The sequence below is a fragment of the Actinomyces oris genome (genome assembly GCF_001929375.1).
GTDB lineage: Bacteria > Actinomycetota > Actinomycetes > Actinomycetales > Actinomycetaceae > Actinomyces > Actinomyces oris_B.
In genome coordinates this window covers 67,714-89,824 of record NZ_MSGO01000009.1, presented here as the reverse complement: position 1 = coordinate 89,824, position 22,111 = coordinate 67,714, and the positions used below count along the sequence as shown (strand labels likewise).

Below are 22,111 nucleotides of genomic sequence, written 5' to 3'. Positions count from 1 at the left end.
GTCGGGGTGAGTGAAGGTGGTGACAGCGCGTGACAAAATGCGCGGATGGCGGAGTGGGACTCGCTGTCGGGTGCTCAGGCGGACAGGTGCCAGGTGCCGGGTGGGCCGTCGAGATGGAGGTGGAGGTGGGAGACCTCCTCGGCCTCATCGGGGTCGTGCGTGACCCAGACCGTGATGACGTCCTGGTCAGCGAGCAGGTCGGTGAGGTCGGCTCGCAGCGCGTTGGCCAGTGGGCGGTCCAGGGCGGAGAACGGCTCGTCCACCAGCAGCAGGCTCGGTCCGGTCGACAGCGCGCGGGCGATGGCCACCCGCTGCCGCATTCCGCCAGAGAGATGAGTCGGTGGAAGATGGCCGGCTGAGGCCAGCCCCACCCGTTCCAGCCACTGGACGGCCGTCAGGTCCGGTGCCGGTCCGCCGACCACCAGGGAGATGTTGCGGTGGGCCGAGTACCAGGGCATGAGCCGCGGCTCCTGGAACACCTGGGACAGGCTCCCCTCGGGGCGCAGGACCGTGCCGGCGTCGGTGTCCGACAGGCCCGAGATCGCCCGCAGCAGCGTCGTCTTTCCGGCGCCGGAGGCTCCGGTGACCGCGAGGGTCTGCCCGGGGCGGACCGTCACGGACAGGTCCTCCACGAGGGTCAGGCCTCGCCGGACCATCGTCACGTGCTCGAGCCTGAGATCACCGCGATCCTCGTCACCCTGCGTCGGCCGGCCCGTGGGGGCTGGGGCCCTGGTGACAACGTCCGTCATGATGATGGAGCCTCTCGGCCGGTAGAGCCGCCAGCGTCCTCGGTGGCGTCCGGCTCCCGATTCGTCACAGTGCTCTCAGTACTCTCAGTGGGGGAGCCTGGCTTGCGTGCGACCATGCCGATGGCGCGCAGGGCCTCACCCTGGAGGCGGAAACTCTGCCGCATGGCGTTGACCCGGTCGCGCGCCCCCGGGGTGTGCCGCATGGCACGCCAGAAGCGCAGGGCACCCAGAACGCCCTCGTCCTCGACGATGCGTGAGGGCTCGAGCAGGCTCATGGAGGCGCGTCCGGTCCAGGTCACCTCCAGACCGGCCTCCTCCAGCAGTTCCTTCCAGGCAGGTTCGGTCAGAGGCCGGGCTCCGACCTTGATCGTGCGGGAAATGCTCTTGCGGATCTCCTTGAGCTCCTCGGGGGAGCGGTCCGCCCGCAGCGCCAGCTCGTGGATCGCGTAGCGGCCGCCCGGCGCCAGGATGCGAGCCGCCTCCGCGATGATCTCGCGCTTGTGGTCATCGGACTGGATCGTCAGCATTGCCTCTCCGACGACGAGGTCCGCACTCGCTTCGGGCAGGCCGGTTCCGGCGGCGTCGGCCACGACGTACTCGGTGTCCGTGTGCTTGGCGTGCGCGGCAAGGATGTTCGCGACCTGCTCGCGCCCCTCAGGATTGGGGTCCACGCCCTTGTAGGAAGCGGGGTGGGCTGCCAGGAGGATCTCGGCGGTCCGGCCGACTCCGGGCCCCAGCTCGACGACGCGGTCGGCCGATGTCGGCTTGGCGGCCTCCAACAGGCGCCGGGTCAGGCCGATGCCGCCGGGGCGCAGGACTCTCTTGCCGAGCGTGGCCAGCAGCCAGTGACCCTGCATGCGGGAGGCTTCGGGGCCCTGGCGAGTGCCGCGTTCCTCGGGGGCGGTGTTGCTTGATGTGGGGGAGGGCTGCGTACTCAATGGGCTCCGTTCTGCTCCTTCCGTTCACTCGCTGACGCGAGGCGCTGAGGCGGCGACCTCAAACCTCCGAAATAGATGATGACACCCTATCGTATTTGTACGTTGCGGTAAAACTGAGCGCTGTGACTCATAGATGGCTGTGCGGAGGTGTCGAGGGTCGTGCGCAGCGCCGGCGGAGGCTGCGTGCCCTGGTGCCCCTCCCCCGGCGAGCGCACCTGCGCCGTGGGCGAAAAGGGTGCGACGGCGGGCATGGTGGCCGGGGGCGTCGCGTTAGCGTTGGCGACACCGACCATGAGAGGACTGACGTGAGCGAGCTCTACACACCCGCTGCGGTCGCCCCTCCCCAGGCAGCCGACGCCGCTGGCGCGGGTCTGGGGTTGACCGACTCCATCTACAACCGCCTCCTCAAGGAGCGCATCATCTGGCTCGGCTCCGAGGTGCGTGACGACAACGCCAACGCCATCTGCGCCCAGATGCTGCTGCTGGCCGCCGAGGACCCCGAGCGGGACATCTACCTCTACATCAACAGTCCCGGCGGCTCGGTGACCGCCGGCATGGCCATCTACGACACCATGCAGTACGTCCAGCCCGACGTCGCCACCGTGGCCACGGGGCTGGCCGCCTCCATGGGGCAGCACCTGCTGTCGGCCGGTGCCAAGGGCAAGCGCTACCTCACCCCTCATGCCCGCGTGCTCATGCACCAGCCCTCCGGCGGCGCAGGAGGGTCGGCCACCGACATCCGCATCAACGCCGACCTCATCATCAAGATGAAGCAGGAGCTCGCGGAGATCACCGCGGCCAACACCGGGCACACGGTGGAGGAGATCATCGCCGACTCCGACCGCGACCACTGGTTCTCGGCCCAGGAGGCCCTGGAGTACGGGTTCGTCGACCACATCGTGCGCTCCAGCCGGGAGATCGGCAAGCAGAACGGAGACAACTGACATGTCCTCGACCCGCCCCTACTTCGAGGCCATCGCCCGCCAGGCCGGAGCCATGCCGCAGGCCCGCTACGTGCTGCCCCAGTTCGAGGAGCGCACCGCCTACGGCTTCAAGCGTCAGGACCCCTACGCCAAGCTCTTCGAGGACCGCATCGTCTTCATGGGCGTCCAGGTCGACGACGCCTCCGCCGATGACATCATGGCCCAGCTCCTGGTCCTGGAGTCCCAGGACCCCGACGGCCTCATCACCATGTACATCAACAGTCCCGGCGGATCCTTCACGGCGCTGACGGCCATCTACGACACCATGCAGTACATCAAGCCACAGGTGCAGACCGTCTGCCTGGGGCAGGCGGCCTCCGCCGCAGCCGTGCTCCTGGCCGCCGGAAGCGAGGGCAAGCGCCTGGCCCTGCCCAATGCGCGCGTCCTCATCCACCAGCCCGCCATGGAGGGGATGCAAGGACAGGCCAGCGACATCGAGATCGTCGCCAACGAGATCGACCGCATGCGCTCCTGGCTGGAGGACACCCTGGCCGCGCACACCGGCCGGGACCGCGAGAAGATCCACGCCGACCTCGAGCGTGACAAGATTCTCACGGCCGCAGCCGCCAAGGAGTACGGGATCGTGGACCAGGTGCTCACCTCCCGCAAGACCCCGGCCTCCCCGCACTCCTCCTGAGGAGGCGCCGGGATACAGGCCGGGCCGTCGACGCTGTGCTGACGCTGCGTGCAGTGCTCCCTCCAGCAACCGGCGGGAGCACTGCATGTGCAGCCGGTGGAAATACAACTCGCAAACGCTGGCAGCGCGGTGCTCAACGTGGCATATTGCGGACTGGACACGCCGCCATGCCCTCGGCGCACCTGCCGTACCAGCCCGTAGGCTGACGCAGGACCGCCCGGGCTCGGGGGCCGATGACGAACCTGGAGGAAACTGTGGCACGTAACGCTGAGAGTGTGGATCTGCTCAAGTGCTCCTTCTGCGGAAAGAGCCAGAAGCAGGTCAAGAAGCTCATCGCCGGGCCCGGTGTCTACATCTGTGACGAGTGCATCGAGCTGTGCAACGAGATCGTCGACGAGGAGCTGAGCGACTCCGGCGCAGGCGTGCCTCTCGAGCTGCCCAAGCCCCAGGAGATCTTCGACTTCCTCAACCAGTACGTCATCGGTCAGGAGGCCGCCAAGCGAGCCATGAGCGTGGCGGTCTACAACCACTACAAGCGTGTCCAGGTCAAGGAGCGCTCCGTGGCCGAGGGGGACGGCCTGGAGCTGGGCAAGTCCAACATCCTCCTGCTGGGGCCCACCGGAACCGGTAAGACTCACCTGGCCCGCACCCTGGCTCGCCTCCTCGACGTCCCCTTCGCCATCGTCGATGCCACGGCTCTGACCGAGGCGGGATACGTCGGCGAGGACGTGGAGAACATCCTCCTCAAGCTCATCCAGGCCGCTGACGGCGACGTCAAGCGTGCTGAGAAGGGCATCATCTACATCGACGAGATCGACAAGATCGGTCGCAAGGCGGAGAACCCCTCGATCACCCGCGACGTCTCGGGTGAGGGCGTGCAGCAGGCACTGCTCAAGATCATCGAGGGCACAACGGCCTCCGTGCCTCCCGGCGGCGGGCGCAAGCACCCCCACCAGGAGTTCCTGGAGATCGACACCACCAATATTCTCTTCATCGCGGCAGGCGCCTTCGCCGGTATCGAGGAGATCGTGCGCCAGCGTCAGCGCAAGGAGTCCGGCGCCCAGATGGTGGGCTTCGGAGCTCAGCTGGCTACTGGCACGGGGTCGCAGGACGTCTTCACCTCACCGGTGCGCCCCGAGGACCTCCACAAGTTCGGTCTGATCCCCGAGTTCATCGGCCGTCTGCCCGTCATCGCCACGGTCCAGGACCTGGGGGTGCGTGAGCTCGTGCGCGTCATGACCGAGCCCAAGAACGCTCTGGTCTCCCAGTACCAGTACCTCTTCAGCCTCGACGGCGTCGAGCTGGAGCTGACCGAGGCGGCCATTGAGGCAGTGGCCTCCCTCGCCCTGGAGCGCAAGACCGGCGCCCGGGGGCTGACCTCCATCGTTGAGGAGGTCCTGGGGCAGGCCATGTTCGAGGTTCCCTCCCTGCCTGAGGTCGGGCGCGTCGTCGTCGACGCCGATGCCGTCAGGGGCACCGGGAAGCCCAGCTATCAGTCCGGATCGGGCACGCTGCGCTCGACGAACAAGGTGGGGGAGCGGAGCCGGACCGCATGAGTGAGGGGCAGAAGGGGATCCCCCCGCAGCTGGCCGTCTACCGGGACACCATCGACAACCTCGACGCCGCCCTCGTCCATCTCCTGGCCGAACGTTTCCGCTGTACCCAGCAGGTGGGCCTGCTCAAGGCCCGACTGGACCTGCCGCCGGCCGACCCCGGGCGCGAGCGGCAGCAGGTGGCACGTCTGCGGGCCCTGGCCGAGGAGTCCGGTCTTGACCCGATCTTCGCCGAGAAGTTCTTCACTTTCATCGTCGCCGAGGTCATCCAGCACCATGAGGAGATCCGTGACGGGCATGAGGCCGAGCGCGCCAAGCAGTCATAGCCGCAGGAACCTCCGGACGCAGCTGTTCGGGTGAGTTCTCGGTGACTCCCTTCGACATGAGCCATTGAGGCCGGGGCGAGTGAGATCGCGGTCGTGGAGCAGCTATCGGGCCGAGCCCAGCGTGCTCTCGTGGCGGCCTTCAGTCCTGTGACGGTGAGACAGTGGCGTTGGGGACAAGTGGCGTGCGCGTGTAGAGCGCCTCGATCTCGGCCGAGAAACGCTTCTCCGCCTCAGCACGGCGCACCTTGAGCGAGGGGGTCAGCAGGCCGTTGGCCACGGTGAAGTCCGTGGGCAGCACCTCGAAGGTGCGGATCGACTCGGCCCGCGAGACCGCTTCATTTGCCCGGGCCACGGCCCGCTCCAGGGCGGCGCGCACCCGCGGGTCCCGGGCGGCGTCGACCACCGTCATCTCCTCCAGCCCGTGGGAGGACAGCCACAGTGGCAGCATCTCGGCATCCAGGGTGAGGAGCGCGCCGATGCAGGGACGGCTCTCACCGACGACGAGCACCTGGCTGACCAGCGGATGACCCCGCAGGCGGTCCTCCAGAGGGGCGGGGGCGACGTTCTTGCCTCCGGCGGTGACGATGAGCTCCTTCTTGCGCCCAGTGATCCTCAGGAAGCCCTCAGCGCCTTCGAAGGAGCCGATGTCCCCGGTGCGCAGCCAGCCGTCGGCGGTGAAGGCCTCGGCCGTGGCCTCGGGATTGTTGTGGTAGCCCGCGAAGGTGCCGATGCCCCGGACCAGGATCTCCCCGTCGTCGTCCAAACGGAGCGCGCAACCGGGCAGCGGGGTTCCGACGGTCCCGATCCGGGTGGCCTGGGGCAGGTTGACGCTGCACGGCCCCATGGTCTCGGTCAGGCCGTAGCCCTCCAGGACGGTGACCCCGGCGCCGCGGTAGAAGTGCCCCAGGCGCTCGCCCAGAGGCCCGCCCCCGGAGACCACGTGCGTGACCTGCCCGCCCAGCACGGAGCGCAGGGTGGAGAAGACGAGCTTGTCGAAGGCGGTGCGCTGAGCCTTGAGGCGGCGCGACGGGCCCTGCGGGGTGTCCAGGGCGCGCGAGTAGGCGATCGCGGTCTTGGCCGCCAGGCGGAAGACCTTCTGCTTGGCTCCGGTCGCTTTGGCATCCGCGGCGTTATAGATCTTCTCGAAGACCCGTGGGACGGCCAGGACCGCCGTGGGCTGGAAGGAGCCCAGGTCGTTGACGAGATTACGCACGTCGGGCACGTGCCCCAGCACGCCCGCACGCGAGCAGACGACCGAGATCTCCATGAACCGGCCGAGTACATGGGCCAGGGGCAGGAACAGCAGGAAACGGACCGCTGCCCCGCCCAGGACCTCGGGCACGTGCGGGCAGACGTTGACGCACAGGTGCACGAGGTTACCGTGGCTGAGCTCGACGCCCTTGGGGCGGCCGGTCGTTCCGGAGGTGTAGACGATCGTGGCCAGGGACTGTGAGGTCAGGGCCGCGCTGCGCCGGTCGAGCTCGCCGGCGTCCACGCCGCGACCGGACTTGATGAGCCCCAGGACGTCCTCGCGCTCGACGCACAGCACCTGCAGACTCTCCAGCTCGGGCACGGTGGAGGCCAGCGCGCCGACCATGGAGGCCATGGCCTCGTTCTCCACGACGATGAGCTTCACGCCGGCGTCGGTGAGGATCCACTGGGCCTGCTCGGCCGAGGAGGTCTCATAGACGGGGACGACGACCAGGCCCGCCTCCCAGGCGGCGAAGTCCAGAAGCGTCCACTCATACGACGTGTGCGACATGATGCCGACGGCGTCTCCGGGCTGAAGACCTCGGGCCACCAGACCCGCGGCCACTTCACGCACCTGGGTGCGGAAGGCGCTGGCACTCATCTCCCGCCAGCGCCGCCCCAAGGGGGACTTGCGGGCGATAAGCCCGCCGTCGGGACTACGGCGCACGCGCTCGGCCAGCGCCCAGGGCGTCGTCATGCCGTTGTGAACCGGGACCAGGAGCTCGGTGGCGTGCTCCTCGGACGAGGCGGAGGGGCCGGAGTCGGTCGGTCGGGCGGAGGCGTCGGTCATGGTGGCAAGTATGCCCGCCTGAGGCTGGTGACGACGTTTGCTCCCGTTTACTCCTGCGGCCCTTTGCGCGTGGACCTGTAGATGTCCGCAATGACGTCGGCGTGGGCCTCCATGACCGGGCCGCGCTTGACCTTCAGCGACGGGGTGAGCAGTCCGTTGGCCTCGGTGAAGTCGGTGGCCAGCACCCGGAAGGTGCGGATCGACTCGGCCCGGGAGACCGCGCGGTTCGTGCGCGCCACGGCCCGGTCCAGGGCGGCGAGCACCTGCGGGTGGGAGGAGGCTTCGACCACGTCCATCGCCGCCAGCCCGTGGTTGCGCAGCCACTGGGGGAGCATCTCCTTGTCCAGCGTGATGAGTGCGGAGATGAAGGGCTCCCCGTCCCCGATGACGAGCACCTGGCTGATGAGCGGGTGGCCGCGCAGGCGGTCCTCGAGCTGGGCCGGGGCGACGTTCTTGCCCCCGGCGGTGACGATGAGCTCCTTCTTGCGTCCGGTGATGCGCAGGTAGCCGTCGTCATCGAGGGCGCCGATGTCGCCGGTGCGGAACCAGCCGTCGTCGGTGAAGGCCTCGGCGGTGGCCGAGGGGTTGTTGTGATAGGTGGAGAAGACGCCCATGCCGCGGACCTGGATCTCGTCATCCTCACCGATACGGATCTCGTTGCCGCAGACGGGTGGACCGACAGTGCCGATCTTATTGAGCCAGTCGGTGTTGACGCTGACCGGGCCGATGGTCTCAGTCAGGCCGTAGCCCTCCAGGATAACCAGGCCCAGTCCGCGGTAGAAGTGCCCCAGACGCTGTCCCAGCGGCCCCCCGCCGGAGATGATGAAGCGGGCGTTGGGGCCCATGAGTCCCCGGATCCTGCGGAAGACGAGACGGTCGGCCACGGCGTGCGCCCGACGCAGGCTGCGGGAGGGCCCTTCAGGGGCGTCCAGGGCGCGGGAGTAGGCGATGGCGACCTTGGCGGCCCAACGGAACAGCTTGAGCTTGGCGCCACCGCCGGCCTTGGCGTCGGCGGCGTTGTAGATCTTCTCCAGGACGCGTGGGACGGCCAGGATGTAGGAGGGGGCGAAGGACTGCAGGTCGGGCAGGAGGGTCTTGGCGTCGGGGGTGTGGCCCAGCACGCCCTCGCCGGCCAGGGACAGCAGTTGGAGGCAGCGGGCGTAGACGTGGGCCAGCGGCAGGAACAGCAGCAGGCGCACGTTGGTGCCCCACAGGACGCCGGGCAGGTAGCGCACCCCGTGATAGGGGATGCCCACGGCGTTGCGGTGGGTGAGCTCGACGCCCTTGGGGCGGCCCGTGGTGCCGGAGGTGTAGATGATGGAGTAGACGTCGTCGACCGTGAGGGCGTTGGTGCGCTGGTCGACCTGGGAGGGGCTGACGCCCGAGCCCGCCTGGACGATGGTGGTGATCGCGTCGGAGTCCAGGGCGAGGACCCTCACCGTGTGCTCGATACCGGCGACGGCGCCGCGTACGAGCTCGGCCAGCGTGCCACTCTCGGTGATGACCACCCGCACGTCGGAATCGGTGACGATCCACTCGACCTGCTCGGCCGAGCTCGTCTCGTAGATGGGCACGGAGATGAGGCCCGCGCGGGCGATGGCCATGTCCAGGAGGAACCAGTCGTAGGAGGTGTGCGCCATGATGCCGACGGCGGCGCCGGCCTCGAGCCCCATGCCGATGAGGCCCGCGGCCACGTGGGCCACCTCCTCGCCGAAGGCTCGGGCCGAGACCTCCTGCCAGTCCCCCGACAGGGGCGACTTGCGGGCCACGAGTGGCCGGTCGCCGCTGCGGGCGATGCGGTCGGCCAGCAGCCACGGAACCGACCAGTGCGCCTCGGGCTGGAAGGGGATCTCGGTGCGGGAGACCCCGCCGGCCATGTGGGCGGGATAGCGCGGCGGCCTGGTGCTGGTGGCCTGGGGCGAGGAGTGGTGAGAGCTCACGGCCTCATTGTGTCAGGCGGTGGTCAGGGTGGCGCGCCGTTGAGATGAGAGAAGAAGAGCGACGCTGTGGAGGTTTTCACAGGCGGTGTGCGGTGGTCTCGTGGAGATCGCGGGGCGCGGGCGATGGCGGGGGAGCTTGGGTTCAGAGGTTCTTCTCAAGGACTCCGGGGTGGCGCGCTCGAAAAGGTTTGACCGACCGGTTGCAGATGTGTAACGTGCATCTCATGCCCAAGTCGACGCGCGTCGACGATGTGGGTCCTTCCGGAACGGAGCCGATGGGCTCCGCAACAGTTTCAAGGAGGAAACACACATGTCACCCCTACCCCGTCGTCAGTTCATCCAGGGCTCGGCCCTGGCTGCGGCGCTGGCCTCCGTCGGGGCCTGCTCCACCTCCCGCGGAGACGACGACGGCCCTGTCACCTTTGAAGGCACCGGACCAATCACCTGGGTCCAGGGCAAGGACAACTCGGCCGGCAAGGTGCAGGCCAGGATAGATGAGTGGAACAAGGCCCACCCCGGTGAGGAGGTCAAGCTCATCGAGCTCTCCGCCGAGGCCGACCAGCAGCGCACCGCCCTCATCAACGCCGCCAGGATCAACTCCAACGCCTACGACGTCGTCTCCCTGGACAACGTCTGGGTCTCCGAGTTCGCCGCCAACCGATGGGTGGTCGAGCTGCCCCAGGACGAGCTCAAGAACGACGACATCCTCGAACCCGTGTGGAAGACGGGCCTCTACAAGGACAGGCTCTTCGCGGTCCCCTTCGTCACTGACGCTCCGATGATGTTCTACCGCAAGGACTTCCTGGCCAAGGCCGGCGTCGCGGTCCCCAAGACCTGGGACGAGGTCAAGGCCGCCATCGACAAGGTCCGGGCCCTGCCCGGCCACGAGAACATCGGAGGGTTCGGCGGTCAGTTCGCCAAGTACGAGGGCCTGACCTGCTGCGCCTCGGAGTTCATCCACACCGCAGGCGGCGGCTTCTACGACGCCGATACCCAGGTCATCCTCGACTCCACCGAGTCGGTCACTGGTCTGCAGTGGCTCATCGACGGCTTCTCCAAGGGCTACATTCCCAAGGAGTCCCTGGAGTGGAAGGAGGAGGACGGACGTAACGCCTTCGAGGCGGGCGACCTCCTGTTCCTCCGTCAGTGGCCCTACCAGTACGCCAACAACAAGGAGTCGCTGGGAACGGACAAGTTCGACGTCGCCGCCCTGCCGAGCATCGATGGCAAGTCATTCGTGCCGACCCTGGGTGGGCACAACTGCGCCATCACCAAGGGCTCCAAGAACAAGGCAACCGCCTTGAAGTTCGTCAAGTGGTGGATCAACGAGGAGTCCCAGCGCTACCAGCTCAAGACCCAGACGCTCGCCCCGATCCTCGGATCCCTCTACGACGACCCCGAGCTCCTCAAGGACTTCCCCTACCTGCCGATCCTCAAGCAGAGCCTTGAGAACGCCAAGAGCCGTCCCCAGGCCGTCTACTACGGCGACGTCACCGCCACGATCCAGGACAGCATCTATCCCGCGATCCAGCAGCCGGGGAGCAGGACAGCCAAGGACGTCATCACCGGCCTGAGCAGCAACCTGAAGAAGCTGGAGGGATAGGCGCCGGTACCGGCGAGTGCCGCAGGCGGCGTCCCGTATGAATCCGGTCAGGTCAACTTAGGTCAACAAGGACAGTCAAAAGGACGGTCAAAGGACAGTCATGAGTACAACGACGCACTCCGAGCAAGTCGTCAACCGCCAGTCCAAGAGCTCCAAGGCCCAGGCCCGTCTGGCCTGGCTGCTCATCTCGCCCACGGTGCTGGTGCTGACGATCGTCATCCTCATCCCCATCGCGCAGTCCCTCTACCAGTCGCTCTTCGGGCGGCCCCGCCTGGAGGACGACGGCTTCTTCTCCACCACCGAGCCCTTCGTGGGTCTGAAGAACTACACCGACATCTTCTCCAGCGCCGGTGAGCGGTTCTGGGTCGCCTTCTACAACACGACCCTCTTCGGCGTGGTCACCGTGGTCCTGGAGACCATCCTGGGTGTGGCCATGGCGCTCATCATGCACAAGGCGATGAGGGGGCGCGGCATCGTGCGCGCCTCCATCCTCGTGCCCTGGGCGATCCCGACCGCCGTCTCCGCCATCCTGTGGGGCTGGATCTTCAACCAGAACGGTGTCGCCAACGCCATCCTGGGCAGGCACGTCATGTGGGCCTCGGGGGACCTGAGCGCCAAGGCGGCCATCATCATCGCCGACGTGTGGAAGACGGCCCCCTACATCGGGCTGCTCACCCTGGCCGGGCTCCAGCTGATCCCCGACGAGGTCTACGAGGCCGCCAAGATCGACGGCGCCAGCGCTTGGAAGCGCTTCACCTCCATCACCCTGCCGCTGGTCAAGCCCGCACTCGTCGTGGCCGTGGTCTTCCGTGCTCTGGACGCCCTGCGCATGTTCGACCTGCCCTACATCCTCATCGGCCCCAGGAAGGGCAGCGTGGAGACCCTTTCCATGCTGGTCCAGGACGAGAGCTCCAACTCCCGCTACGGCAGCGCCGCGGCTTACGCCCTCATCCTGTTCCTCTACGTCTTCGTCTTCGCCGTCGCGTTCCTGAAGATCACCAGGACCGACCTCAGCGGTAACGACGAGGCTCGGCGCAAGCGCAATGAGCGCAAGCTGCCGGTCAGCGCCTTCTTCAAGCGCTCCGGCTCCTCCACCCCGGCCTCCCAGACGGCTACTGAAAGGAGCCAGCAGGCATGAGCACCTCCACCGCCGCACCTGTCCGCAAAACCAAGAGAGACTGGGGAAGCCTCTTCTCCACCGTCGGAATCGGCCTCATCGTCATCTACTGCCTGGCGCCCTTCTACTGGATGCTGGTCTCCTCGCTGCGCCCCGACAGTGAGATCTTCGAGAACAGCTGGTGGCCCCGCCACGCCTCTTTCGAGAACTACAAGGCGGTCTTCTCCGAGAAGAACGACTTCGCCAACGGCCTCATCAACTCCCTGGTCGTCTCGATCGTCGTGACGATCGTGGCGCTGGCCGTGGCGACCTTCACCGCCTACGCCCTGGCGCGCCTCGACTTTCGGGGCAAGGGCCTGCTCATGCTCCTCATCATCGCCACCTCGATGTTCCCGCTCGTGGCCATCATCGTGCCCCTGCTGAAGAACTTCGCCGCCTGGGGCTGGACGGACACCTACCAGGCGATGATCGTCCCAGACCTGTCCTTCTCGCTGCCGCTGGCGGTGTGGAACCTGACGAGCTTCTTCCGGCAGATGCCCCAGGAGCTCGAGCAGTCCGCCATGGTTGACGGATGCACCCCCGGCCAGGCCTTCCGCAAGGTCATCCTCCCGCTGGCCGCGCCGGGAATCTTCACCACCGCCATCATCATCTTCATCGGCGCCTGGAACGAGTTCCTCGTGGCCGTCACGATGATCATCAACCCCTCCATGCAGCCGGCCACGGTGCTGCTGTCGAAGTTCACCGGGGACTCCCAGTTCAACACTCCCTTCGGCTCCCAGATGGCGGCCGGAGTCATCATGACGCTGCCGCTGGTCATCATGGTGCTGCTCTTCCAGCGCCGCATCGTGGCCGGACTGGCCGCAGGAGGACTCAAGCAGTAAGGACAGACGCAGTCCGGGCCCGGCTCACTGGAGAGCCCGCCCACCCACCCGTTCGTCTCTGTGGGGCGGCAGCACCGCGCCGCCCCACAGAGATCGTTCGGGACTACGCTGGATGCCTCCTCCGACCTCCCACTCCACCATCCCTCCTCTTCATTCACCCGGCCGAAATGCCGCGGCCCGACCAGGACCTGCTCATGACCTCGACCAGTGACCGCTCGCAGGGCCTCCTGCAGCGCACCGACATCGACGCCTGGTGGCGCGATGCCGTCATCTACCAGATCTACCCCCGCTCCTTCGCCGATGCCAACGGCGACGGCATCGGCGATATCCAGGGGATCCGGGAGCACATCGACCACCTGGTGGCACTCGGCGTGGACGCCGTGTGGCTCTCGCCCTTCTACCCCTCGCCCCAGGTCGACGCCGGCTACGACGTCTCGGACTACTTCGACCTGGCCCCCGAGTACGGTTCCCTGCAGGACCTCGACGCGCTCATCACCGACCTCCACGAGGTCGGCATCCGCGTCATCATTGACCTGGTCCCCAACCACTCCTCCGACCAGCACGAGTGGTTCCGTGCCGCCCTGGAGGCGGGCCCGGGATCTCCCGAGCGTGACCGCTACATCTTCCGCCACAGTGACGACGGCGCCCCGAACAACTGGGGCTCGCTCTTCGGTGGGCCGGCCTGGCAGCCGGTGGAGCCGCTCACCGGCCGCAGCGAGGACCGGGACTGGTACTACCTCCACCTGTTCGCCGCCGAGCAACCCGACTTCAACTGGTCCAACGAGGACGTCCACGAGCACTTCCGCACCTTCCTGCGCTTCTGGGTGGAGCGCGGTATCGACGGCTTCCGCGTGGACGTCGCCCACGGCCTGGTCAAGGCCGAGGGCCTGCCCGACGACGACCTCGGCCCCGACCGGTGGAACACCGCCGGCTCCCCGGACGAAGACACGGCCCACGAGAAGCTGCTCGACGTCGGACCGGCCTTCAACCAGCCCGGGGTCCACGACATCTACCGCGAGTGGCGCCGTGTCCTGGACGAGGTTGGTGAGGACATCCTCCTGGTCGCCGAGGCCTGGGTGCCCACGGAGGCCGATGCCGCCCAGTACGTGCGCGCCGACGAGATGAGCCAGGCCTTCAACTTCCCCTTCCTGGGCGCCGGATGGGACGCCGACGAGCTGCGCCGCGTCATCGACGTCTCCCTGAGCGAGTACGGCGCCGTGGGGGCGCCCGCCACCTGGGTGCTGTCCAACCACGACGTCGTGCGCCACGCCTCCCGCCTGGCCTACCCCGCCGACATGGACACCGACCCCGGGATCGGCCCCAAGGATCCCCAGCCCGACGCCGAGCTCGGCCTGGCCCGGGCGCGCGCCGCCACCCTGCTCATGCTGGGCCTGCCCGGCAGCGCCTACCTCTACCAGGGTGAGGAGCTCGGACTGCCCGAGCACACCACCATGGAGGACGAGGCCCGCCAGGACCCCCTGTGGGAGCGCACCAACCACGTCATCCCGGGGCGCGACGGCTGCCGGGTCCCCCTGCCCTGGACGCGGGACGGGGCCTCCTTCGGCTACAACGCCACCGGCCGCACCTGGCTGCCCCAGCCCGAGGGCTGGGGCGAGTACTCGCCCCAGGCCCAGGAGGGGCGCGAGGACTCCACCCTCACCCTGTACCGGCGGGCCATCGCCCTGCGGCGCGAGCTCCGACTCGGGCGCGGGGCAGTGGAGTGGCTGGACAGCGAGCCCGGGATCCTGCACCTGTGCAACGGCACCACCGGGATCGTCCTCAACACCACCGAGCAGCCGGTGGCGATCAAGGCAGCCGGCACGCCCCTCATCACCTCCTGGCACTGGAGCGAGGCGGACGGGGCGGATGCAGCGGATGCTGCGGGTGCCGTGGGCGCCGTCGTCGTACCACCCAACGGTGCCTGCTGGCTGGATGCGTCCGCTGGAGGAACCGATGGCGGCGACCCGCGCTGACGTGGCCCGGGCGGCGGGGGTGTCGCCCTCGACCGTCACCTACGTCCTGAGCGGCCAGCGCTCGACGAGCTCGAGCACTCGGGAACGGGTCATGCGGGCCGTGCGCGAGCTCGACTACCACCCCAACACCGCCGCCCGCTCACTGGCCTCGCCGGTGCTGCGCACCGTGGGGGTCCTGTTCCGGCGCCAGCGCTCCATCATTGACGCCAATGACCTCGACTACGTCGATGGGGTGCGCCGTGCACTGGCACTGAGAGGGATCCAGGTCGTCATCCCGGTCATGACCTCCTCGACGCCGCTGATCGAGCTGCGCTCGCTTGTGCGCTCCGGCGCCCTGGGCGGGGTGGTTCTCATGGATGTGGCTGACGGCGATGAGCGCGAGGCGATGCTGCTGGAGGAGAAGGTCCCCACCGTCCTCATCGGCTCCTCCGATCGCGCCGGTGGGGCGCCCGGCATCGACGCGGACTTTGCTCAGATGGCCCGCGCCGGCGTCGAGCACCTGACCGGGCTCGGGCACCGCCGCATCATCGCTCTCATGCGGCAGACCGCCTCCGACGACGCTCACGCCCGCCAGGACCACACCCACGAGCTCCTACACGCCGCGCAGAAGCTGGGGGTGGAGATCCTGGTGCGCCAGGTCCCGGAGGCGGCGCTGGCCGGCGCCGACATCGTGCGATCCGGCGGCCTCATCGAGGGGTGCAGCGCAGTCCTGTCCAACAACCCCGCCGCCGTGGTAGGACTGGCCTGCGCGGCGCAGGCCCACGGCCTGTCCGTTCCCGCCGACCTGTCCGTGCTCACCCTCGGGATCACGCAGGACAGCGGCCGCAAAGAAGAGGCCTTCAGCGAGCTCAGTGTGGACCGTGAGGCCATGGGCGCCGAGGCCGGCTCGCTCCTGCTGAGGCACCTCAGGGGAGAACCGGATCCGCCCCAGCGCCGCAGGCTCATACCCACGGTCCTCACCGACCGCGGCTCCACGGCGCGCCATCAGGAATAGCCGGAGCCGCTACGGATTGCGTCCCCCTACTCCGGGAGCCCCACATACTTGACGAAGCGGAAGGAGAGGTCCTTGTCCATGCCCGGGGCACAGGGGGCGGGGTGGTGCTCATTGAAGAACTCCACGATGTGGAAACCGCACTTGTTGACGTAGAAGTGGATGTTGCGCACCTCGAAGTAAGGGGTCACCAGCTCCCACTCCCGCACATCGGGGTACGCCTCCTCGATGGCGGTCCATGCGCGTGCGCCGATGCCGCGTCCGTGCGCGCTCGCATTGATCGCGAGAATCTCGATCTCTCCGCGATCTCCCTTCACTGTGAGGATGACGCCGCCGACCGCAGTGCCGTCCTCAATGATGCGTAGAGCCTGGGCCTCGGACCTGCTGAGTGACTCCTCAATGTCCTCTCGCGGAAGGATCGGAGGGGCGGCGGGGTTGACGGTTCCGTCCTCGAGCAGGGATGTGTCGATGAATGAGGCTCGTGCGTCGCCTACGAAGTGCTCGAAGGCCTCCTGCAGGTCGGCGATGAATTCCTCACGGTCGACGGCATCCAGGGGCTTCAGGCTGATCGTCATAGATGCAGTGTACGAAGCCCTGCCTGGGATGCAGCCCGCCTGGACAGTGACGCTTGGTGATGACGGGACAGCAGCTGAGGTGACGTCACCCGAGGAGGCGCGTGGTGTGCCAGACTCGACGGTGAGCGTGCGGCATTGAAGGAGAAGGGATGACGCTGAGCAGAACCCGCGTGGTCGACACTCTGATCGTCCTTCTGACCGTGGCCGTGGTCGGTCTGAGTATTCTCCCGTGGCTGGTCCCTAGAGTCCAGGAGTCGATGCGGGGGCACCCTGACCCCGACCTCGTCCTGACTGCGGTCAAGAAGCATCAAGCGGTGCTGGACGCCGAATGGACCAATCCTGAGGCCTCCACCGGAGTCGCCCCACCTATGCAGGCCGAGCTGATGATCCGAGATGCGCGCAAACAGCTGACCCAGGACGGTATCCCGGTGACCTCCGCGACGAGCGAGGTCAGGCGCATCAGGGCCACCTACCAGGGTGACGGCAGTGTTCACGTGATAGCCGAGGTCTCCACCTCCAAGACCTACGCAGACGTTTCCGGCACGACCAGCGTGGAGACGAACCGTCACACTCTCGTCCTCACTGGGAACGATGACCGCGGGTACTCGGTGGTGAGCGACGAGATCGTTGATCCGGCGCGTCCCAGTCCTCCCGTTGACATCCGCCGCCGCGCCGACCTCATGGGGCTGGGGGTGAGCATCGTGTTCGTCTCCATCGCCGTCGTCGCGGTGGTGCTGTCCTGGCGGAATCGAGCCCATCTGCCTCGTGGCTTCGCCCGGCTGCCTTTCGGCGGCGCCTTCGCACTGATGATCGGGATCGCCTGGGGCTACACGGTCGGAAACGCGGGCATTCAGGACGACGACGGGGACGCGATGAGCTGCCTCGGGGAGCGCGTGACCTCGCTCGACTCCCGACTCATCCCCTTCCTCAGCCGCGACTGCGCGACTCAGAGCCGCATCGACGTGCTTGCTGCCCTGCTGGCCGCCGTGGCCATCGTCCTCATCGAGTACAGGATTCTGCTGAGCCTCCGACAGACAACCGGAGGCGCGGACCTGCTCGACAGGCCCTAGAACGACAGCGGTGGCGCCGCCCCGAGGAGGGGGCGGCGCCACTGTTCGTCACAGGGCCGGGTGCTCGCGGCTCACTTCTTCTTGGCCGGGGCCTCACCGAGCTCGGCGGCGGTCACGGTCACCGGGGAGGCGCCTTCAGCCGAGTCGGCTGCCGGGGCGGTCTGCTCCACGGTGAAGGGGCCGGTGACCTTGGCGGCCTCCGTCAGGTCCGCACGCACCGCCTCAATGGCCTGGGCGTACTCGGGCCGGTCGGCGGCAACGGCCAGCTCCACCGAGAGGATCGGCGTCTTCTGGCTCGTCTTGGCCTCCGACTTCACCTTGCGCAGCGCCGCCAGAGCAGCCCCGGCGCGGGCCACCAGCTCGGCGTCGGCCCCGGCGGAGGCCTCCCGCAGACCATCGGACTGCGGCCAGGCGGCCCGGTGCACCGAGCCGGTGCGGTACCAGCTCCACACCTCCTCGGTGGCGAAGGGCAGGAAGGGGGCCAGCAGGCGCACGAAGGTGTCCACGGCGATCGCCAACGTCGCCCGAGCCGAGCGGACGGCCGCGTCGTCGTGTGAGCCATCGAAGTCATTGGCCCGGTCCTTGACCAGCTCGATGTAGTCATCGCAGAAGGTCCAGAAGAAGGACTCGGTGACCTCCAGGGCCCGGGCGTGACCGAAGTCCTCGAAGGCCGCCGTGGCGACGTCGACGACGTCGGCCAGGGCCGCCAGCACCGCGCGGTCGATCGGCTCACTGACCACCGAGGCGTCCAGGCAGGGGGCGGGAGCCGCGGCCACGGTGGCCTCGTCGGCGTCCCAGGGGATCCCCATCGACAGAGCGAACTTGGAGGCGTTGAGGACTTTGATGGCCAGGCGACGGCCGATCTTGATCTGGGTCTCCTCGAAGGCCGCGTCCAGGCCCAGGCGGGCCGAGCTGGCCCAGTAGCGCACGGCGTCGGAGCCGTACTGCTCCAGCAGGCTCATGGGGGTGACGACATTGCCCTTCGACTTGGACATCTTCTTGTGGTCGGAGTCCAGGATCCAGCCCGACAGTCCGGCGTTCCGCCACGGCAGGGCCGCGAACTCCAGGTCCGCGCGCACCACCGTGGTGAACAGCCAGGTGCGGATGATGTCCTGACCCTGCGGGCGCAGGTCCATCGGGTAGACCCGGCCGAAGAGGTCCTCGTCACTCAGCCAGCCCGAGGCCAGCTGGGGAGAGAGGGAGGAGGTGGCCCAGGTGTCCATGATGTCGAGCTCACCGACGAAGCCACCGGGCTCGCCGCGCTGGTCCTCGGTGTAGCCGGCTGGGACGTCGGAGGAGGGGTCCACCGGCAGCTCGGACTCGGACGGCGTCAGGATCGCGTCGTAGTCGACCTCGCCGTCGGCCCCGACCTTGTACCACAGCGGGAAGGGGACGCCGAAGAAGCGCTGACGCGAGACCAGCCAGTCGTTGTTGAGGCCGCGTACCCAGTTCTCGTAGCGCACGCGCATGAAGTCGGGGTGGAACTCCAGCTGGCGGCCGCGCTCGAGCAGCTCCTCGCGCAGGTCCGTGCCGGAGGCCGGGTTCGTCCACTCCTTGCCGCCGTTACGGATGTACCACTGGCGGGAGGTGACGATCTCCAGGGGCTTGTCGCCCTTCTCGAAGAAGTTCGTCTGACGCACCGTCTTGACGGGCTCACCGCGCATCTCACCAGTCTGGGCCAGGCGGGCCACGAGGGCCTCGCGTGCCGAGAAGGTGGTCTTGCCGGCCATGGCCTCGTACATCTCGCGGCCGGCCTCGGAGGTGATCCACTCGGGAGTCTCCGTCTCGATGCGCCCGTCCTTGCGCAGGATCGCGCGCAGCGGCAGCTGCAGGTCGCGCCACCAGTCGATGTCCGTGGTGTCACCGAAGGTGCAGCACATGGCGATGCCGGCGCCCTTGTCCTTCTCCGCGGCCGGGTGCGGCAGGACCGGCACCTCGACGCCGAAGACGGGGGAGGACACGGTGGTGCCGAACAGGGGTTGGTAGCGCTCGTCGTCGGGGTGGGCCACCAGAGCCACGCAGGCCGGCAGCAGCTCGGGACGGGTGGTCTCGATGCACACGTCGACGCCGCCCTCCACCGGGGCGCCGGCGGCCTCGGCCTTGGCAGCGGCCTCCTCATCGACGATGTGGAAGGCCAGGCGGTGGTAGAAGCCGGGGTACTCGCGGGACTCCAGCTCTGCCTGGGCCACCGCCGTCTGGAAGGTGACGTCCCACAGACCCGGCGCCGCCGCCTGGTAGGCCTCCCCGCGCTCAAGGTTGTGCAGGAAGGCGGTCTGGGCGACCTTGCGGGCCCGCTCGCCGATGGTCTGGTAGGTGTGCGACCAGTCCACGCTCAGGCCGAGCCTGCGCCACAGGGCCTCGAACTGCTTCTCGTCCTCCACCGTGAGGCGCTCGCACAGCTCGACGAAGTTGCGACGCGAGACCGGCACCTGGTCGCGGGCCTTGATCGACTTGCCCTCCCCGCCGGTGTGCGGGGGAGTGAAGTGCGGGTCGTAGGGCAGGGAGGGGTCGCAGCGCACCCCGAAGTAGTTCTGGACGCGGCGCTCGGTGGGCAGGCCGTTGTCGTCCCAGCCCATGGGGTAGAACACCGCCTTGCCGCGCATGCGCTGGAAGCGGGCCACGGTGTCGGTGTGGGTGTAGGAGAAGACGTGCCCCACGTGCAGGGAGCCGGAGACCGTCGGCGGCGGAGTGTCGATGGAGAAGACCTCCGCGCGCTCGGCGCTGCGGTCGAAGGCGTAGATCCCCTCGGACTCCCAGCGCTCGCCCCAGGTGGTCTCCAGGCCATCGGTCGACACCTTGGCCGGCACTCGCGGGCTGTGGGGCTCGGAGGGCAGCAGGCGGCTGGACGATGACGAGGGAGCGGCGTGGCTCGTGGGGGTCTCAGACATGGGGCCGATTCTGTCACGGCCCGGCCCGGGCCCTCGACACGGTCCGGTGTGAGGTCGGTGGGCGTCGACGCCGCTCCGCCTTCCTCAATAGACATGGATCCGGGTTACGAAACGGACGTCGATTGGTACGCTTGTACCAACACGGATCGAGGGGGACCCGCAGCACCCCCGGACCGCAGTCGAGGAGGACGCGCATGGATGAGGAGCCGGAGGAGCACAAGGACCCGGTGGCGCAGACGCTGACGGGCGTCTCCCGGGACCCGTCAGCGCAGGCCGGCAGCCAGGCCGGAGGGGACGTCACCGACCGCCTGCGGGAGCTCAGCGAGCACGCCGGCGTCCTCAGCCGCAAGAACACCCACCTGGCCAACGCCCTGAGGGCGGCGCGCCAGGAGCTGGCGGCCCTCCACGAGGACGTCAAGGCCCTTCAGCTCCCGCCCCTGGCGCACGCCACCGTCCTGGCCGTGGACGCCACCGCGCGCACCGCCGACGTCTCCATCGCCGGGAGGCGCCACCGGGTGGGTGTGGGGCCCGCCGTCGTGTCCTCCTCCCTCCACCCGGGCGACGACGTCGTCCTCAACGAGCACCTCGTCATCACCGCCACCTGCCCCTCGCCGCGCTTCGGGGAGGTCGTCACCGTCAAGGAGACCTACGACGACGGCACCGTCCTGGTCCTGGCCCGCCACGACGAGGAGCAGGTCCTCAGCCTCTCGGCGACCCTGAGCGACCACCGTCCGCGGGTCGGTGACGCGCTCGTGGCCGACCTGGCCGTGCGCATGGCGCTGCGCCCCGTGGTGCGCTCCGAGGTCGAGGAGCTCGTCCTGGAGGAGGTGCCCGACGTCGGGTACGGCGACATCGGGGGACTGGGTGAGCAGATCGAGCTCATCCGTGACGCCGTCGAGCTGCCCTTCCTCCACCCCGACCTCTACCGCGAGCACCGGCTCACCCCGCCGCGCGGAGTGCTGCTCTACGGGCCGCCCGGATGCGGTAAGACCCTCATCGCCAAGGCCGTCGCCGCCTCCCTGGGTGCGGGCGGGCGTGGCGAGGCCTACTTCCTCAACATCAAGGGCCCCCAGCTGCTGGACAAGTACGTCGGGGAGACCGAGCGGCGCATCCGCGTCATCTTCGCCCGCGCCCGGGAGAAGGCGGCCACCGGCGTGCCCGTCGTCGTCTTCTTCGATGAGATGGACTCCCTCTTCCGCACCCGCGGGTCCGGGCGGTCCTCAGACGTGGAGACCACCGTGGTCCCGCAGATGCTCGCCGAGATCGACGGCGTCGACGAGCTCGACAACGTCGTGGTCATCGGCGCCACCAACCGCGAGGACATGATCGACCCGGCGATCCTGCGGCCGGGCCGCCTGGACGTCAAGATCCGCATCGGACGGCCGGACCGGCGCGGCGCCGCCGAGATCCTGGCGACCTACCTGACCCCCGACCTCCCCATCAGCGAGGAGCTCCTGGCCGCTCACGGCGACGCGCAGGGGGCGGTGGAGGCCCTCATCGAGCAGGTGATCGAGGCCCTCTACACCCGCCGCCGCGCCACCGAGATGGTCGAGCTCGCCCGCTCCGACGGGCAGGTCGAGATCCTCCACGTCGCCGACCTCGTCAGCGGCGCCATGCTCGCCAACATCGTCGACCGCGCCAAGAAGGCGGCCGTCAAGGACCTGGTCACCAACGGCAGGCGCGGCCTGACGTCAGAGCACCTGCGCCGCGCCGTCATCGAGGAGATCATGGAGAACGAGGGCCTGCCCGCCACCGTCCATCCCGACGACTGGGCCCGCGTCAGCGGGCGGCGCGGCACCCCCGTGGTCTCCATGAGCGTGCTCCAGCGCTCGCGGGAGGAGTGAGA

The 22,111-nt window shown here is 68.4% G+C and carries 17 protein-coding genes; 11 read left to right on the top strand and 6 right to left on the bottom strand.

Annotated features, from left to right (window positions below; all coding sequences use genetic code 11):
• Positions 1–74: 74 nt before the first annotated feature.
• Together BKH32_RS02935 and BKH32_RS02930 are read right to left on the bottom strand one after the other, a co-directional pair.
• Positions 75–749, bottom strand: a complete 675-nt coding sequence (locus BKH32_RS02935; protein WP_075248550.1) for an ATP-binding cassette domain-containing protein — start codon at positions 747–749, stop codon at positions 75–77.
• Positions 746–1,687 carry a class I SAM-dependent methyltransferase gene (locus BKH32_RS02930; RefSeq protein ID WP_343213282.1) on the bottom strand — a complete coding sequence of 314 codons (942 nt, stop codon included), beginning with the start codon at positions 1,685–1,687 and terminating at the stop codon, positions 746–748. The genes BKH32_RS02935 and BKH32_RS02930 overlap by 4 nt, the downstream gene beginning before the upstream one ends.
• Positions 1,688–1,992: 305 nt before the next feature.
• Between BKH32_RS02930 and BKH32_RS02925 the strand changes: the two genes are divergently transcribed.
• From BKH32_RS02925 to BKH32_RS02910, 4 genes are all read left to right on the top strand, one after another.
• A complete protein-coding gene (locus BKH32_RS02925; RefSeq protein ID WP_003786603.1) occupies positions 1,993–2,631 on the top strand; it encodes an ATP-dependent Clp protease proteolytic subunit in 639 nt (212 codons plus the stop codon).
• A 1-nt stretch (position 2,632) separates the two neighbouring features.
• Positions 2,633–3,307, top strand: a complete 675-nt coding sequence (locus BKH32_RS02920; protein WP_075248548.1) for an ATP-dependent Clp protease proteolytic subunit — start codon at positions 2,633–2,635, stop codon at positions 3,305–3,307.
• Positions 3,308–3,561: 254 nt separating this feature from the next.
• A complete protein-coding gene (gene clpX / locus BKH32_RS02915; RefSeq protein WP_075248599.1) occupies positions 3,562–4,863 on the top strand; it encodes an ATP-dependent Clp protease ATP-binding subunit ClpX in 1,302 nt (433 codons plus the stop codon).
• Positions 4,860–5,186, top strand: a complete 327-nt coding sequence (locus tag BKH32_RS02910) for a chorismate mutase (RefSeq protein ID WP_075248547.1) — start codon at positions 4,860–4,862, stop codon at positions 5,184–5,186. The genes clpX and BKH32_RS02910 overlap by 4 nt, the downstream gene beginning before the upstream one ends.
• Positions 5,187–5,325: 139 nt before the next feature.
• Here the strand turns inward: BKH32_RS02910 and BKH32_RS02905 are convergent, their stop codons facing one another.
• Together BKH32_RS02905 and BKH32_RS02900 are read right to left on the bottom strand one after the other, a co-directional pair.
• Complete coding sequence (locus BKH32_RS02905; RefSeq protein ID WP_075248546.1) at positions 5,326–7,227, bottom strand: AMP-dependent synthetase/ligase; 1,902 nt, start codon at positions 7,225–7,227, stop codon at positions 5,326–5,328.
• Positions 7,228–7,274: 47 nt separating this feature from the next.
• A complete protein-coding gene (locus BKH32_RS02900; RefSeq protein ID WP_256690636.1) occupies positions 7,275–9,104 on the bottom strand; it encodes an AMP-dependent synthetase/ligase in 1,830 nt (609 codons plus the stop codon).
• Between the two features lie 373 nt (positions 9,105–9,477).
• Here BKH32_RS02900 and BKH32_RS02895 point away from each other — a divergent pair, with 373 nt between their 5' ends.
• The 5 genes from BKH32_RS02895 (at position 9,478) to BKH32_RS02875 (ending at position 15,735) form a co-directional block, all read left to right on the top strand.
• Positions 9,478–10,770, top strand: a complete 1,293-nt coding sequence (locus BKH32_RS02895; RefSeq protein WP_075248544.1) for an ABC transporter substrate-binding protein — start codon at positions 9,478–9,480, stop codon at positions 10,768–10,770.
• 100 nt (positions 10,771–10,870) lie between these two features.
• Entirely contained in the window at positions 10,871–11,908 is a 1,038-nt protein-coding gene (locus BKH32_RS02890; protein WP_075248543.1) for a carbohydrate ABC transporter permease, read from the top strand.
• Positions 11,905–12,768, top strand: a complete 864-nt coding sequence (locus tag BKH32_RS02885) for a carbohydrate ABC transporter permease (RefSeq protein WP_075248542.1) — start codon at positions 11,905–11,907, stop codon at positions 12,766–12,768. Before BKH32_RS02890 ends, BKH32_RS02885 begins: the two co-directional genes overlap by 4 nt.
• Before the next feature lie 194 nt (positions 12,769–12,962).
• A complete protein-coding gene (locus tag BKH32_RS02880; RefSeq protein ID WP_075248541.1) occupies positions 12,963–14,741 on the top strand; it encodes a glycoside hydrolase family 13 protein in 1,779 nt (592 codons plus the stop codon).
• Positions 14,722–15,735 carry a LacI family DNA-binding transcriptional regulator gene (locus BKH32_RS02875; protein WP_075248540.1) on the top strand — a complete coding sequence of 338 codons (1,014 nt, stop codon included), beginning with the start codon at positions 14,722–14,724 and terminating at the stop codon, positions 15,733–15,735. The genes BKH32_RS02880 and BKH32_RS02875 overlap by 20 nt, the downstream gene beginning before the upstream one ends.
• Before the next feature lie 26 nt (positions 15,736–15,761).
• Here the strand turns inward: BKH32_RS02875 and BKH32_RS02870 are convergent, their stop codons facing one another.
• Complete coding sequence (locus BKH32_RS02870; RefSeq protein ID WP_075248539.1) at positions 15,762–16,307, bottom strand: GNAT family N-acetyltransferase; 546 nt, start codon at positions 16,305–16,307, stop codon at positions 15,762–15,764.
• 149 nt (positions 16,308–16,456) lie between these two features.
• Here BKH32_RS02870 and BKH32_RS02865 point away from each other — a divergent pair, with 149 nt between their 5' ends.
• Positions 16,457–17,377 (top strand): hypothetical protein, encoded by a 921-nt coding sequence (locus BKH32_RS02865; protein WP_075248538.1) that lies wholly within the window; start codon positions 16,457–16,459, stop codon positions 17,375–17,377.
• A 71-nt stretch (positions 17,378–17,448) separates the two neighbouring features.
• Here BKH32_RS02865 and valS read toward each other — a convergent pair whose 3' ends face one another.
• A complete protein-coding gene (valS, locus tag BKH32_RS02860) occupies positions 17,449–20,265 on the bottom strand; it encodes a valine--tRNA ligase (protein ID WP_075248537.1) in 2,817 nt (938 codons plus the stop codon).
• 194 nt (positions 20,266–20,459) lie between these two features.
• Here valS and arc point away from each other — a divergent pair, with 194 nt between their 5' ends.
• The gene (arc, locus tag BKH32_RS02855; protein WP_075248536.1) at positions 20,460–22,109 is read left to right on the top strand and encodes a proteasome ATPase; all 1,650 of its coding nucleotides are present in this window, start codon (positions 20,460–20,462) and stop codon (positions 22,107–22,109) included.
• Positions 22,110–22,111 lie beyond the last annotated feature (2 nt).